General features: G+C 49.4%; 11 protein-coding genes. 7 read left to right on the top strand and 4 right to left on the bottom strand.

Features of this window, described 5'->3' with window-relative positions; all coding sequences use genetic code 11:
• Positions 1-17 precede the first annotated feature (17 nt).
• The gene (locus KI362_RS15425) at positions 18-1250 is read left to right on the top strand and encodes an MFS transporter (RefSeq protein WP_301628359.1); all 1233 of its coding nucleotides are present in this window, start codon (positions 18-20) and stop codon (positions 1248-1250) included.
• A gap of 72 nt (positions 1251-1322) precedes the next feature.
• Here KI362_RS15425 and KI362_RS15420 read toward each other — a convergent pair whose 3' ends face one another.
• Positions 1323-4043 (bottom strand): S-layer homology domain-containing protein, encoded by a 2721-nt coding sequence (locus tag KI362_RS15420; protein ID WP_301628357.1) that lies wholly within the window; start codon positions 4041-4043, stop codon positions 1323-1325.
• Positions 4044-4460: 417 nt separating this feature from the next.
• Here KI362_RS15420 and KI362_RS15415 point away from each other — a divergent pair, with 417 nt between their 5' ends.
• Positions 4461-5069 carry a TVP38/TMEM64 family protein gene (locus tag KI362_RS15415; RefSeq protein WP_301628355.1) on the top strand — a complete coding sequence of 203 codons (609 nt, stop codon included), beginning with the start codon at positions 4461-4463 and terminating at the stop codon, positions 5067-5069.
• Between the two features lie 3 nt (positions 5070-5072).
• On the opposite strand, the gene KI362_RS15410 is transcribed toward KI362_RS15415, so the two are convergent.
• On the bottom strand, positions 5073-6062 hold the full coding sequence (locus KI362_RS15410; protein ID WP_301628353.1) for a helix-turn-helix transcriptional regulator: 990 nt from the start codon (positions 6060-6062) through the stop codon (positions 5073-5075).
• Between the two features lie 125 nt (positions 6063-6187).
• Here KI362_RS15410 and KI362_RS15405 point away from each other — a divergent pair, with 125 nt between their 5' ends.
• On the top strand, positions 6188-7069 hold the full coding sequence (locus tag KI362_RS15405) for an SDR family oxidoreductase (RefSeq protein WP_301628351.1): 882 nt from the start codon (positions 6188-6190) through the stop codon (positions 7067-7069).
• A gap of 485 nt (positions 7070-7554) precedes the next feature.
• On the opposite strand, the gene KI362_RS15400 is transcribed toward KI362_RS15405, so the two are convergent.
• Entirely contained in the window at positions 7555-7986 is a 432-nt protein-coding gene (locus tag KI362_RS15400) for a DUF2500 domain-containing protein (protein WP_044482312.1), read from the bottom strand.
• A 103-nt stretch (positions 7987-8089) separates the two neighbouring features.
• On the bottom strand, positions 8090-9025 hold the full coding sequence (locus KI362_RS15395) for an ArsR/SmtB family transcription factor (protein ID WP_301628349.1): 936 nt from the start codon (positions 9023-9025) through the stop codon (positions 8090-8092).
• Positions 9026-9168: 143 nt separating this feature from the next.
• Here KI362_RS15395 and KI362_RS15390 point away from each other — a divergent pair, with 143 nt between their 5' ends.
• The 4 genes from KI362_RS15390 (at position 9169) to KI362_RS15375 (ending at position 15970) form a co-directional block, all read left to right on the top strand.
• Positions 9169-11901 carry a glycoside hydrolase family 2 protein gene (locus tag KI362_RS15390; protein WP_301628347.1) on the top strand — a complete coding sequence of 911 codons (2733 nt, stop codon included), beginning with the start codon at positions 9169-9171 and terminating at the stop codon, positions 11899-11901.
• 217 nt (positions 11902-12118) lie between these two features.
• Entirely contained in the window at positions 12119-13042 is a 924-nt protein-coding gene (locus KI362_RS15385) for an ArsR/SmtB family transcription factor (RefSeq protein WP_044482309.1), read from the top strand.
• Between the two features lie 178 nt (positions 13043-13220).
• Positions 13221-14981: a glycoside hydrolase family 2 protein gene (locus KI362_RS15380; RefSeq protein WP_301628344.1), complete on the top strand. Its 1761-nt coding sequence runs from the start codon at positions 13221-13223 to the stop codon at positions 14979-14981.
• Positions 14982-15001: 20 nt separating this feature from the next.
• A complete protein-coding gene (locus tag KI362_RS15375) occupies positions 15002-15970 on the top strand; it encodes a glycoside hydrolase family 43 protein (protein WP_374705673.1) in 969 nt (322 codons plus the stop codon).
• Positions 15971-15996 lie beyond the last annotated feature (26 nt).

The following is a 15996-nucleotide window of genomic DNA, read 5'->3' as shown; positions in this document are numbered from 1 at the left end:
AATCGAGGAGGATTTTTATGTCATTATTATTAAGAAACAGGGGTACGATGCTCCTGCTGATGTTGAATATTTTTTTAGTATTCACAGGAATTGGTCTGGTTGTTCCGATTATGCCGACTTATATGAATGAGCTTCACATTACAGGGAGTACGGTTGGTCTGCTGGTCGCGGCCTTTTCCCTGACTCAATTACTGTTCTCCCCCTATGCCGGCAGATTGTCCGACTCCCTCGGGCGCAAGAAAATCATTGTTGCAGGTATGATCGTATTCGCGCTCTCGGAATGGATATTCGGGATTGCCGTTTCGCCGGTATTGCTCTTCCTGGCAAGAATGCTGGGAGGCGTGGGGGCCGCTTTGATTATGCCAGCCGTTATGGCATATGCCGCTGATGTAACCACCAATGAGGAACGAGCCAAGGGCATGGGGCTGATCAACGCAGCGATTACGACAGGCTTTATTATTGGACCGGGAATCGGGGGCTATCTGGCGGAGTTCGGCATTCGCGTGCCGTTCTTTGCAGCTGCGGTTGCCGGGGCTGTCGCGGCAGTCATTACTCTATTTATTTTGCCGGAATCCCGTACAGCAGAACAACGTGCGTCTGCCGGAGCAGTTGTGGCCAAGAAGCAAAGTCTGTTGACTCAACTGCTGAATTCAGGCAAGGAGCGCTACTTCTTCAACCTGATTATTGTCTTTGTGCTGGCATTCGGATTAGCCAACTATGAGACGGTATTCGGATTGTTCGTGGATCATAAGTTTGGATTTACGCCAACAGATATTGCCTTCATTATTACCTTCGGGTCAATTGCGGGCGCGGTAGTGCAGTTGACGATCTTCGGATGGATCCTGAATCGGTTTGGCGAAAGACGGGTGATTGCGATCTGTCTGCTCATTGCCGGCTTGTTCGTTACACTGACTCTGTTCGTATCCAGCTACTGGCTGATCGTTACCGTTACCTTTATTGTCTTTCTCTCGATCGATATTCTCCGTCCGGCGGTGGGTACCCAATTATCCAAGATGGCCGGTGAGCAGCAAGGGTATGTCGCAGGTCTCAACTCGGCTTATACGAGCTTGGGGAATATTGCGGGTCCGATCGTCGCAGGGGCTTTGTTTGACCTTGATATCAATTATCCGTACGCGGCGGCTGCCATTGTATTGATCCTTTGCTTCGTGCTCTCCCTAAAAGCCAAATCGTTGCAGGGAATACAAGTGCCGCTGGATGCGCCAAAGAAAGTAGAGCAGGCTAATCTGTAAATTAAAGAGGCTCTTTCCGGGAACCGAACGGTTGCCGAGAAGAGCCTCTTGTTGTTTGGTGAGGGCTATTATTTAAAAGGAATCATTGATAAGCTTGGAGGCAAGAAGAAGATTCCTTACAGCCGTTGCCGCTTCCGCGAAGGAAAGTGTTCCCTTAGGAGCGAGGGTGGTTAAGGTACGGCCGTTGAAAATGTCCGCACTGACTGTCTTTTTCACAGATGCATATGCCCAGCCGGCTACCTGGTCTGCATCTTTAAACGCAGACATTTGCGTACCGTTGCCCTCTTGCAGCTGGACGACATCCATCGCCCGGGCATACATGGTCATTGCTTCTTCCCTGCTAATGTTCCCGTTCGGACGGAAGGTTCCATCCGGGTATCCGGTAATAATCCCATATGCGGTTGCAATTGTAGCTGCATCAGCCAGGTCTCCCGCTTCCGTTACATCACTGTAGAGGCGGGTATTTGCTACATCTGTGCGGAATAAGCCCAGCGCCTTAGTGATATATTCGGCGAATTCTCCCCTTGTAATCGCATCGTCCGGGGTAAAGGTTTCCGGATTTTTAACGACCAGACGGGATGCCATATCATTAACCGCGGTTTTGGACCAATGCTTCTCGACAGCTTCAACTTCTAACGGATTCCAAATGACCGCATAGGCGGAATTGGTCATGGAATTGAGCTTGGCATAGTATAAAATATTTTGTTTAAAGACTTCGGTTGGTATATGGGAAAAGGTACCGTCTTTATTGAACACAATCCCCGTCGTAATTTTGTTAGGGTCGATGGTGGAGGGAATCTCCATGACTCTTTGAACATATTGTGCAAATTTGCTCAGGGATACCTCTTTAACCTCTCCTGAGTCCAACGTTACCGTTGCAACAATATCGAATTCTGTTGGAATGGAAAGAAGTTGCTGCCCATTTCTGCTTGCCTGGCCTTGCATCCGTTCAATAACCGATGCATCGGCCTTGTTTATTTTCAAATCAATAGAGTAGCTCTTGATGTTGCCGCCGTTCATGCCAAGACCATGCATGACTGCTGTGGCGGAAATTTCTTCAGCCGGAATGATATACTTCACATTTCCTGCGTTCACGGAGAGATCGAATTGATGTTTCGTCATATTGTCTACAATATCTCCGTCCAAAATCACGCTTAAGCGGTCAGGATCCTCTGAAGACACGAGGACCTCGACGATATGTTCGCCGGTAACGCCGGTCTCCTTCTCGTTATTCAGAACCTCTTCAATCTTTGCAGCGATTGCATCGGAATTCAGCAGGACCTCCACGGATTTCACTCCGTCTTGTACGGTTGCCGTTTCCTTGCCGGCCTCTTTTCTTTCTCCATTAACGAGAACGATTGTCCCTTTATTTTGATCTTGGGAACCGGTTGAGCTTCCCGGGGGTCGCGGAGTTGCAGTTGAACCCGAACCGGGGCTCGAGCCGGAATCCGTATTTCCCGGGTCCGTAGTGGATGAGGAATTCAATACAATCGTGTAAGTAAATACAGTTACCCCATCCTCCGCCGTGACAATCAGAGTATCGCCGGTTTTGACAGGATCGGAAAGTCCGTCGGTGTTCCAGGTTTGATGCTCTTCACCTTTGGTCAAGCCAGCCAGCAATTGTTCCTTTGTTGTACCGGAGGGGATTCCGGTAATTTTACCTTCACTTGGCCCGTTCGTGCTTACTTGATAAGTGTCGGAAGTTACGGTAGCGATGTTGCTTAGACTCGCTGAGGTTTTGAGGCTCAAGGTATAAGTCACGACGGTAACTCCATCTTGAGCTGTGACGATTAGGGTATCGCCAGTTTCAATTGGATCGGACAGATCGTCCGTGTTCCAGGTCTGGTGCTCTTCGTCTTTGCTTAAGCCAGCCAGCAAGGCTTCTTTTGTTGTGCCTGCGGGGATGCCTGTAATGGTTTCCTGGCTTGTCCCGTTCTTGCTAACGGTATAAGTATCCGAGGTGACTGTGGCAACATCACTAAGAACCGGAGTTTCTTCACCGATTCCGCCGGTCGTTGCCTTGCTTGGCTTCAAGGTGGAGAGGAATAGGCCTGTGTCGTAGGCACCATCGGTTGTATCAGCAATAACAATTTTTATAGTGTGTTCTGTTCGCGTACTGTCCAGCAGAGCGTTAATTTTTTTAGGCATGGAAATACCGTCATATTCAATGTTAAGTCCATTGTTAGGCAACATTTCAGCTTCACTTACTACTTTAAGAGGAATGTCCCCAGCAAATTTTGCGTAATTGACCCCATCAACAATGATCGCTGCTCCATCAACGACATCATTCAAATATTCGGGGTATTCGTCAGAACCGAACATGAACGCCATTTGAATGGAGGGGTAACCTTCAGGTACAGTGAACGTAAACTCTAGGGAAAAGGCATCTTTTGAATTGGATACTCCTGCAAAAGCTTCTACGTCTGCATCACCACTCAAAGAAAGGTCTATTCCATAATCATTCTTGGTATTACTCTCCGGAGGGGTTCCATCCCCAGTAGTGACAAGAATCCCGGCTGGCAAGGAATAGGAGACCCCATCCATTGAACCCAGGTCAAGACTAGAATAGGTGGAGGCGGCCGTCAAGCTTCCTTTAAAATCCGGAGCCCCTATGATCGTAATCCCGGCATCTGGCGCAATTAATGCATTAACGAGTTCCGCAGCCGACGTTGCTTCCTTAAAGGTTCCAGCTGCATGAGCGGAAGGAACCCAAGGAATAGGCATGACTGAAAAAAGAAGAACTGAGGAGGATAGTAGTGCGGCAAGTATTTTTGACTTTGTTCTTTTGGTCATTGGTGGGCTCCTTTTATCAATTCATATGTATATATAAAGATCAATATGAAATTATTGATCGGAATTTTCAAAGACATATCATTCGACAAAATTGGGGGGGGAAAGGAATAGCAAATAGGGCGTAAGTAGCATTCGCGTTAATATATATCGTCATTTTATGTCGAAATTTTAGAGAATACAATAAAAAGTGTGATATTTTTATCATTCATTGAGTGAAAATCGATAGGATTAAAAGGGGGAGAGTAGTAGCAGAACTAAATACTGTGAGGTTAAAATATAAATTGTAATGCGGCGGAAATTTCATTTCCTTCCCAACTTTGTTGATATTGCTGGCTGGGAACACAGGATTTCTATAGTATAATTGTGTGACCCTGTGCAGAGAGGTGTGAAGCGATGTTAGGCACAGAACTTAGCCTGATGGATTATTTTACGGAACAGCAACTGGAAGCCTTTCTTGAATCCTTCAGATCCTTGGGCCCGCTCCCGGGGATTCTGTTAACTTTTATGAAGTCTTTTATTCCTCCGCTGCCGACGCTAGTGATTGTCGGTGCGAATGCCGCGATCTACGGAATGTGGGCCGGCTTTTTGTATTCGTGGATCGGCCTGGTGTCAGGCTGCCTGATTACGTTTCTGTCCTTCCGCTGGGCGGCGGGGACGCCATATATGCAGCGGTGGGCTAATAAGCCAAAGGTTCGGAAGCTGATGAACTGGGCGCAAAAGAACGGATTTAATTTCGTGTTTCTTCTCAGCATTCTGCCTGTTGGGCCGTTCGTGCTGGTGAATATGGCGGCGGGGCTGACTCGAATGCAGATAACGTCCTTTGCAGTGGCAGTTGCGCTTGGCAAGGCCGTTATGGTCTTTTGTGTTTCGTATATCGGAACGAATATGACCGATTTTATGGAGCAGCCGCTGAAGCTGGCGGGGGTTGTCCTCTTTATTGGCGCCTCCATCTGGATGAATCGTAGATTGCAGGCCTATTTTGCAGCATCTGCACCTCTTGCCCCGGATACCGAGATCGAGATTTAATCTTTATTTATCATTGTATAGCTCCTCTATTGCCTTGGCTTCAGCCTGCACCGCTTCGGCGAGCTCCTGCGGGCTGATGACCCTGGCTTCTCTGCCGCACCCAAGCAGCAGTTCGCGGGCTGATTCCAGCGTGTCGAACTGGATTTCCGCGGTGATCCAGCCTTCCATCTGTTCCTGTAATGAGAAAGTTTGAATTACTTTGACATAGCGGTTCCTGCTCAAGCGGGTCAACCGCTGTTTAGTGATGCATATACGGGCGGGAAAGGAGGGAAGACTGGCCTTAAACTCGGCGGTGGAGCGTTCCCAGTATTGGGCCAATGAAAAGTTCTCCGGCCGCTCAAAGCCCTCTTCCAATCGTTGCACATCGAGAATACGGGAGATGCGGAAGCTCCGCATGGTATCGTCATTGGCGGCTTGTTCTTGTCCATCCATTGCAACGAGATACCACACACTCCCCTTGGCGACCAGGCCAATCGGCTGGACAATTCGTTCATTGACGCTTCCGTCGGTCTTTCTATAGCTCATTTCGATTTTTCGCTGTGTCCAAATGGCCTCTTGAAGCAGGCTTAAATAGGGAAAACGCTCCTCTTGCGTGTGCCAGGGAGCTCCATCGATATGGATCCGCTCCTGCAGGGTATCTATATATTGCTTTAAAGGAGCGGGAGAAGAAGCCACAATTTTCTGATAGGCCGCTTCCTGATGTGTCTTCAGGATGCCAAGGTCATGAAGCAGCTTGCTCTGACTATTGACCAGTAAGGCGAGGAGCTCTTCTTTGCCCAGCCCGGTCAAGGTTGTCCGGTAAGACTCCGTGAGCCGCCAGCCCCCCAGAGGTCCTCGCTCGGCATAGATGGGAATACCTGCAGCGCTTAAGGCATCCATATCCCGGGTGATCGTTCTTTCCGACACCTCCAGCTTGGCTGCCAGGGCGCGGGTGGTCAATTTTCCGCCATTCTGGAGAAGCAGCATAATACTTAGCAGACGGTCAGCACGCATGTCTATATCCCCTTTCGAGCATCTCACTTGCATTTTATCATTCTTTATAAGACATAGGATGTCTTATTTACAGGATAAACTGAGGATCAGGAACAATAATTTTATTTGCTGAGGAGGAACAGGATTTGGAGCAACCGTTAAAGGGAAAAGTGGCTGTTGTTGCAGGAGCAACCCGAGGGGCAGGCAGGGCCATCGCTATTGAGCTTGGCGCAGCCGGAGCCACCGTATACTGCACTGGGCGGAGCGTTCGTGGAAGTGCTTCGGATTTAAATCGGAGCGAGACGATTGAGGATACGGCAGAAATGGTTACGGCGCGGGGAGGTACGGGGATTGCTGTTCGAACAGATCATACTTTGGAAACGGAAGTAGAGGCACTGTTTGAGCGTGTGAATCAGGAGCAAGAAGGCAGGTTGGACGTACTGGTGAACGACATTTGGGGCGGTGAACATCTGACGCATTGGGATACACCGTTCTGGGAACAACCGCTGCAGGACGGGCTGCTCATGCAGGAGCGGGCTGTCCATGCTCATCTGATCACCAGCTATTATGCCGCTCCGCTTATGATTAGAAGGCGTGAAGGTCTGCTAATCGAAATTACAGATGGATCGACTTACAACTACAGAGGGAATCTATATTATAGTCTGGCTAAAATATCTCCGATCCACCTTGCAAAGGCTATGGCAGAGGAATTAGGTCCCCATGGAGTAACGGCGCTCGCGGTCACGCCGGGTTTTCTCCGTTCAGAGCAGATGCTCGATCACTTCGGAGTTACGGAGAACAACTGGCAGGAGGCTGCCAAGCAGGAGCCTCACTTTATTGCCTCCGAGACCCCTTTTCTCGTCGGCCGTGCCGTGGCGGCGCTTGCCGCAGACCCTTTGGTGCGGGAGAAGGCAGGAAGAGCATTGACCAGCTGGGATTTATCGGACGAATATGGATTTACCGATGTGGACGGTCAACGACCTCATTGGGGCAATTATGCCAAACGGCTTGGTCTGCCCCTTAACTAAGCCTAAAGCTGGGGTGTCCTGAAAGCAGTAGCAGATATGAGGGGCACCCTCTCCTCAAGGCTATGAAAACCAGTTAATGTTAGTCAATCCCAAGTAGTTGAAATAGGGCAACGATACTGTTGGGTGGAACACCTTGCAGACAGCATGCAAGCAGTGGAATCGATACATTTGCTCAGAGGGGAAGTGCTTGGTCAACGGACATTACGTCTCCTTAAAGGCTACTATGATGAATCCAGAAATGTAACGGACATTTTGGCTGCTTAGATAGGTGAGTTGCGTGAATTAGACCCATTTGAGCCTCCTAAATGCCGAAAATGTCCGTTACCCTCCAAAAATGTGCAAAAAATTCGGCTAGTGGTTCAAAATGTCCGTTAGCAGGTCCCAGTTTGGCAACAAGGGGTTATACCCCAAAACAAATAACCACCCGCCTAACGGGTGGTTATCATTTTGTGGCCTTATAGGACAGCCCCGCCTTCATGAACCGATTATCGGAAAGAGCTCTGTCCCTGATTGACATTCCGCTCGAAGGCGACGATCCAGTCCCCTTGAACAGCGGCGTACCCTTCATCCCCCTCCGCGACCAAGCCGTACAGATTTTTCACATCCAGGTATTCTTGACGGTGCCCGTTATCGAATTCCAGCGTGATGTAATAGTACGTACGCGACGAGGTGCTGTGCATCATGTTGTCATTGCCATGACTATGCGAGGTGTTCTTGACATCCATACGCTTCGAGACGATCCGGGCGTAATGGGTGTTTTTAGGCGACGAGGCATTTTTCGCATAGCGGACTCCGCTGCCTATCAGAGAAATAATGATGATGACAAATACAATCCCGATCAGCACAGGAACAAGTGTGAACATAAAATCAAAGCCTGCCCCCGGGCCAGAGCTGAACGAGCCAAAACCAGAATCCATTCCATGATCCCTCCCCTTATATGTACAGCATAGCTGACAGATCAAAAAAAAGGCTAAAAATGCAACCTGATCATTCTACGCAGGAAGGAAGAAAATGTTTCATCTACTCCTGGTCTGCACGTCGAATAAACTCCAATACGATATCCTGAGGATGATCCCCGAAATGGCTTCCGAACAGGTTCAGGCCGTGCTTGTTAACGGTGTCCTCCCTGACCTCGAAACGAACCGCGATCGGCTGATTAAAGGACAGCTGAAGCATATCAATTGTAGTATCCGCCGCAGTAAACCCGTTCACCAAGCTCCCGTCGTTCGTAATGCGCCATTCAGTCAGCATACCGTATTCCGTACCGCTCTTCCAGCGCTCCGGTGTCAGCTTGCCCTTGCGGTCGCCGAAGTCGGAAGGACAGGTCCAGGTTCCCGCATGGTGGCCATTAACCGTAAGGGAAATATCGGACGCCCACTCCATATTGCAGGCTGGAGCCTCAGAACACAGCTCGGCCCGAATGCGGATCTCATCCAGTGCTACACCGGGAGGAAGCGGGTTGGAGAAATAATATTCAATATATCCGGTACCGGCAAACCACAGCAGGGATGCGTCAATCCGCTCAGGCATATAGAATACGCGCGGATCATCCTGCGAACCGATCACAGCTCCGTCCTTCGCCGCCATTCCGCAGGACGGACTGACGGAGCAATGAGAATACATGCCGATCGGCATGTGGATGGCTTCAATAGCATGGAGGCCATCTCCCGGCTTGGCAGGAAGCTCAAGCTGGATCGAGCGGCAGGTAACGGAGCAGATTTTCTCTCTGTTGGCGCCCTGCGTGGACGTGACCAGTTCTGCCTGCTCCAGGGTCTGCACATTAATGGAAATGGTTGGCTGTGCCACTCCAAGTGCCTCCGCTAACTGGCTGACGCTCATCGATTTATCGCCAAGCGCCTCCAGAATCCGGACGCGCAGGTCCCCGGACAGCGCCTTGGCCACATCAAGAATACGTGAAGCTGGATAACGGATGATGTCTTGCACGGGTTCGTTCATTCATAAACCATCCTTTTCATAAATCTAACAATACTCTAATTCTACAATGAAGCGTTCTCATTGTAAAATCGCAATATATATTGTATTATCACAATATAAGTGCTAAACTAAGCACAAATATAAGCTGAGAGGTCGTGTATAGCGTGAGCACAACACTTCAAAACGCAGAAACTGAACTGATTCCCCGTCCTGAATTTCCTCATCCCCATTGGCAGCGAGAGAACTGGAATAATCTGAACGGAGCTTGGTCCTTCCGTTTTGATACAGATAATGAAGGAATTCAGCAAGAATGGAGCAAGAACGGCAGCATTCCTTTTGAAGACGAGATTAAGGTGCCTTTCTCCTGGGCAAGTCCGTTGTCGGGCATTGGCAAGGATGTAAAGGGAATTGGCTGGTACCGCCGCATAGTGTCATGGGCTCCTGCCGAGTCGGGCAGCCGGATCTTCCTGCGCTTCGGCGCTGTGGATTACTTATGCCATGTATGGGTGAATGGAGAACATGTTGGCTCGCATCAAGGCGGATACGGTTCCTTCGAATTTGAGATTACCAGTCAGTGGCTGCTGGAAGGCGAGAATCTCATCGTGATCAGAACAGAAGACCAGGATCATAACTATCAGGCCCGCGGGAAGCAGGGTTATGGTGAGGTCCGGGGGATTTGGCAGACGGTATGGCTTGAGGCACGGCCTGCTCAATATCTCGGACAATCCAAGTTCAGAACTTCTATAGATGGAAAAGTAGAGCTTGAGGCAGTAATCCATGCAGATCAAGCGGGGCAAGCCGAGCTTAGCCTTGACTTTGCCGATGGAGAGGTCCGGCATCAGATTGTAGTCGAGTTGAAGTCAGGAGATAACCGGATCTCGACGACATTCGAAGTCAAGCATCCGAGATTGTGGACCCCGGAGACACCGGAGCTGTATGAAGGGAAGCTTCGTCTGCGCAGCACATCCGGCTGTGACGAGGTCAGCACGTACTTTGGCATCCGGGAGATTGGCACCGCACGCTTCGGGGACCGCGGTTATCGCTGGATTACCTTGAATGGCAAACCGGTCTACCTGAACGGTACACTCGATCAGTCCTACCATCAGACAGGCTTCTTTACGTATCCTACGGATGAGGAAATGCATGATGAAATTTACCAGATGAAGCGTCTGGGTCTTAACTTTGTCCGGATCCACATTAAGCCGGAGGAGCCTCGCAAGCTCTATTGGGCGGATAAGCTCGGGATTCTGGTGATGGAGGATATGCCTTGCTTCTGGGGCAATCCGGATGAACAGGCACGCAAGGCTTATGAGAGCGAAGCGCTGGAGATTATCGACCGGGATTACAATCATCCTTCGATTTTCTCATGGGTTATGTTCAATGAAACCTGGGGTCTGAAGACCGATCCTGCGACCATGGATGTAACAGGCGGCGCGGAGCAGCAGAGCAGCTACCTTCCGGAGACGCAGGCGTGGGTGCGGGAACAATATCTTTGGGCGAAAAAGCTCGATCCGACGCGCCTTGTGGAGGACAATTCGCCGTGCAATTATGACCATGTCGAAAGTGATCTGAATACCTGGCATTTCTATATTAACGGGTATGAGCAGGTCCGTGCGCACCTGGACGAGGTGGATGCCAAGACTTATCCAGGCTCCACGTTCAACTACATCGGCGGACATGTTCAATCCGATGCGCCGCTTATGAACAGTGAGTGCGGCAATGTCTGGGGGATCGTCGGCGGTGGCGGCGACAGCGATCTGGCTTGGCATTACCGCTACATGATGAATGAGTTCAGAAAGCATGATAAGTTATGCGGCTTTGTGTTCACGGAATTCCGGGATGTAACGAATGAATTTAATGGCTATTATCGTTTGGATGGAACGGGAAAGGATTTCGGGTACGGTGATCTGGTGCCAGGGATGACAATTTCGGATCTGCACTCGCCGGACTTTATCGTACTGGACGCTCCGCCTAGCCAGACACTGGATGCAGAAGCTGTGGCAGAGGTTCCGTTGCTGGGTTCCAGCTACTCGGATCAGCATCATGGTCAGCAAATGCAGGTGCAGTGGGAGCTTCGCTATGACCGTTTCGGCGCTACTATGGTTGAGAGCAGCGGAAGCATTTCAGTGGATTGGAACGGATATGGTGTCTCCGACCTTGGTGTACTAGAGGTCAAGATGCCGAAGCATGACGCAGTCGCTGTATTGGCTGTAACACTGGCTGACGCTGCAGGCCATCCGGTTATGCGCAACTTTATTGCCTTTGATGTTCGCGGCAACGATACGAATGGCGTGGTTGCTGTCGCACCTGGCGCTTATTCAGAGCATAGCTTCCAGCATGAGTGGTCCTCGCTGCAAGGAGCTAAGCATAGCGGAGCGGGCAAGGGAAGCTTTGTGTATGAGATTCAATTACCGGATGCGGAGACGAAGCCGCTAATTAACCAGCTTGAGATTCTGCTTGAAGCAGGCGCTAAACGAGTGCTTGCCCGTAACGTAGAAGGCTCAAAATCGACGGATATGGGAATCGGAGCAATGCATGGAGCAGACGCGCAAGTGGAGTATAACACCAATACGTACTATATGACTGATGAAAGCAAGCATCCGTCCCGTCTGAATATCCTGATTGACGGCATTCAGGTCGGCTCCTTCGAGTTGCCGGATGATCCGGCTGACGCCAGAGGCGTTCTGTCCTGGCACTATCAGCCTGTGGCGAACAAGCTCGATGATGCTGGTTCCTACGGCTACCTCTGCAAGCTGGAAGTTCCGGTCCAGCTGCTCATGGAGCTCAATCGCAGCAGATCGTTCTGTCTGGAGCTTCAGGCTGAAGAAGGCGGCGTCACGCTTTATGGAAGAAACAGCGGGCGTTATCCGTTGGATATTACCGTGAGATACAGCTGATTTTATATTAATTAAAATGATCACTTTGTGAGCAATTTACTTGGCCGACTTCTGTCGGCCTTTTTGTCATTTCCTTTCGAAAACGCTACCAAAATGACGTTTTCATCTCTTTACTATTCCAAATTTTGTGCTATGATTGTTTTGTTACAATAAAAAAGGATATAAACCAAATATTTAAGTATTTTTTTTGTTTATAATGAAAAGTAGGTGAATAATTATGCTCGACCTTACCATAAACGACCCCGACAGGTTAGTGAAAGTAGCCCATGCGTTAAGCACGCATACCAGAATCGGTATTATCAAGCTTCTTCTGGAATATCCGAATCTGAACATTCTGGAGATCGCCGAGAAGCTGGATATTCCGGTCTCAACAGCGGCAAACAATGTAAAAGTGCTGGAGGAAGCGGAGCTGATTGTTACCGAGCTTCAGCCTGCAACAAGAGGGGCTATGAAGGTATGCAGCAGAAACTTCGATGATGTGCGCATGGTTCTCAATCCAAGCGCCTATGAACAGCACCCGGGCAAGGTTCAGGAAGTAGAAATGCCGATCGGGCATTTCAGCAATTTCGATATCATTCCCACCTGTGGAATGGCCAACACACTCGGCATGGTCTTCCCGGAGGATGACCCGGTCAGCTTCTATCACCCGGACAGCAGGACGGCTGAATTGATTTGGTTCCGGAAGGGCTGGATTGAATATCGATTTCCTCAGAAGATTCCCGCTGGAGCACGGGTTCGCTCGTTGGAGTTCTCCCTCGAATTATGCTCTGAAGCGCCGAACTATAACAACGATTGGCCGTCAGAGATCACGGTGTGGGTCAATGATGTTGAAATCGGCTCATGGATTAGCCCTGGTGACTTCGGAGATCATCGCGGCAAGCTGAATCCTTCCTGGTGGTTTGACGGGAGCACGCAGCACGGTTTGCTGAAGACTTGGGCTACAGATCATACTCGGAGCACCGTCGATAAAGAGAAATGCTCGGACACGACTCTTCTGGATTTGAGCCTGGAACAGAAGCCATTTATCACATTTAAGATCGGCGTCAAGCCCGACGCCAAGCATCAAGGCGGCCTGAACCTGTTCGGCAAATCATTCGGCGATTATGCGCAGGCGATCATTATGAGATTGGAATACGATTGAGGATCAGACCTTATTGAAATGGCAGGCCCTGGGAAACAATGATGGATCATTGCTCCCAGGGTTATTTTTTTGTATTAAAACAAAATAAATATAAGAAAGCGTTGACATAAAATCATTCTCCCTTTAGAATTTTGTATATAAACAAAATAATTGAAACAAAACAAAGGAGTAGGAATGGATGACAACGGAGATGTATATCAAAGACTATCCGCGGCCTCAATTCGTTAGACCATCCTGGACTAATTTAAATGGTGCGTGGAGCTTCGGGTTCGATGATGATAACAGAGGAGAGAGCGAGCGTTGGTATGAACAATTTGGCGGGGATTTGACCATCCAGGTTCCTTTCACATACGAGACCAAGGCCAGTGGAATTGGAAGAGAAGAGCATCATCCTGCAGTATGGTATCACCGCTCTCTGGAGCTTGCGAAGGAATACGAAGGAAAGAGAGTGATCCTGCATTTTCAAGCGGTAGACTACATCGCCAAGGTATGGGTAAACGGGCAATACGTCGGTCATCATGAGGGCGGCTACGCAGCGTTTTCCTTTGATATCACTCCATACATTCATCTGGAGGGTGAGAACAGTCTGACAGTAAAAGTGGAGGATAGTATGGATGCCACACAGCCTCGGGGAAAGCAGCGTTGGGTCGAGCACAACTTCGAGTGCTTCTATGTTCAAACGACCGGAATCTGGCAGTCCGTCTGGCTGGAGGCTGTTCATCCGGCTCATCTTGATTCGGTGAAGATGACCCCTGACCTTGATTCGCGTTCCGTTCGTTTCGAATATCAGGTGAACGGGGATCTGACGGCTAACAATATCCGGGTAGAAACGATCATTCGCATGAAAGGTCAACAGGTGAAGAAGGCAAGCTTGGTGATAGACCGGCCTTGGCTACAACTTGATGTCGATCTCGTTCACGAGGCGAACGGGCCTTGGAAATCCTGGTATTGGAGCCCGGCCCATCCTAACTTATATGATGTGCAATTTATTCTGTATCAGGGTGAAGAGGTAATCGACCATGTGTATTCCTATTTCGGAATGCGGAAAATCTCGATTGAAAAGGGTCAGGTTCTATTGAACAATGTCCCGCTCTACCAGCGCTTGATTCTGGATCAGGGATATTGGTCCGAGAGCCATCTTACACCTCCATCCGAAGATGCGATCATCCAGGATATCGACCTTACGCTTCAGTTGGGTTATAACGGCGTCCGCAAGCATATGAAGGTTGAGGATGCCCGGTTCCTGTACTGGTGCGATGTTAAGGGGCTGCTGGTGTGGTCCGAAATGGCAGCGACCTTTGAATTTAATGATAATGCGGTGCAAAAGTTTGCGAACCAGTGGATGGAGGTTGTCCGTCAGCAATATAATCATCCGAGCATTATTACATGGGTCCCATTCAATGAATCCTGGGGAGTCATGCATACCTTCAAGGATAAGCGCCAGCAGAAATTTACCGAATCTGTCTATCATTTGACCAAGGCATTTGATCCTAATCGCCCGGTCATTTCCAATGACGGATGGGAGCATACCATCTCGGACATTCTGACGCTGCATGACTATGTAGAGACCGGAGAAGGATTGCTGAAGCGATTTGAGGACAAGGATGCCATTGTCAACAATGACAGATCCTTTAATCATTTCAAATATGCATTTGCCGACGGTTATTCTTATCAAGGCCAACCGATTATCATCAGTGAATTCGGAGGCATTGCTTTCCAATCCGATACGGGCTGGGGATACGGGAAGCAGGAAGCATCCGAAGAAGCCTTTATCTCCCGTTTCCGGGGATTGCATGAGGCGATCAAGAAGACCGATTACATTGCAGGCTACTGCTATACACAGATTACGGATGTACAGCAAGAGATCAACGGCCTGTTAACGGAAGAACGCAAACCGAAGGTGCCGATTGAGGTCATTCGAGAGATCAATCTATCTTGAGATCAGTAAAGGAGGCAACAATGATGGATCAGCGTAAATTTCAAAACCCGATCCTTCCTGACGGGGCAGACCCATGGATGGTGAAGGACAGGGATGGCAGCTATTATTTGACCGTAACCTTGGGGAACCGAATTGCACTCTGGAAAAGCAACAGCATGACCGGATTGGCCGAAGCAGAGCCGGTAACGGTCTGGACGCCGGAGCCGTCCGGACCTTATTCTCATAACCTGTGGGCGCCGGAGCTTCACAATATCGACGGCCGCTGGTATATCTACTATACGGCTAATGACGGCGGAGGAGATGATACGCGCAGAGTCTGTGTCCTTGAGCTTGAGGGACAGGATCCACTGAAGGACGAGTGGGTATTCAAGGGAACTGTCAATACAGCATATCCGGGGCTTGACGGAACGGTGATTAGTCATCAAGGAGAGCTTTATTTCTTTTATTCGGGGTATGGACACTTTCCGGATTATGGCTCCGCAATCTATGCAGCCAAAATGGAGAATCCCTGGACCCTGAGCGGAACAAATGCATTGATTTCTGCACCTACGGAGCCTTGGGAGAAGCAAGGCGGAATGGCGATCAATGAAGGTCCTGTCTTTTTACGTCGTAATGGAAGGATATTCCTCATCTTTTCTGCAAGCGCCACCTGGTCTGACGATTACTGTCTGGGAATGACGAGTATTGCTGAAGGCAGCGATTTGCTGGATCCGTTAGCTTGGGAGAAGCATCCGGGCCCTGTATTTGTTAAAAATCCTGATGAGGGTGTCTATGCACCGGGACATAACAGCTTTACGGGTTCTCCGGATGATCGTGAAGATTGGATCGTTTACCATGCCTATTCCTATTCCGAATCCGAGATGAAACGTTCGGATGGCTCCAGACGCAGCACGCGTATGCAGAAGATCAGCTGGAATGAGGATGGCAGCCCCGATTTTGGCGCTCCTGCAGGATTGGAGCAAAATCTCGATCTCCCTTCAGGAGAATAGTTACAAAAGAATTGGAAGGGATGTAA

Origin of the sequence: Paenibacillus apis (genome assembly GCF_018333295.1) — a bacterium.
Lineage (GTDB): Bacteria > Bacillota > Bacilli > Paenibacillales > Paenibacillaceae > Fontibacillus > Fontibacillus antibioticophila.
The sequence above is the reverse complement of the archived record's forward strand: the minus strand, read 5'-3'. Positions and strand labels throughout refer to the sequence as shown.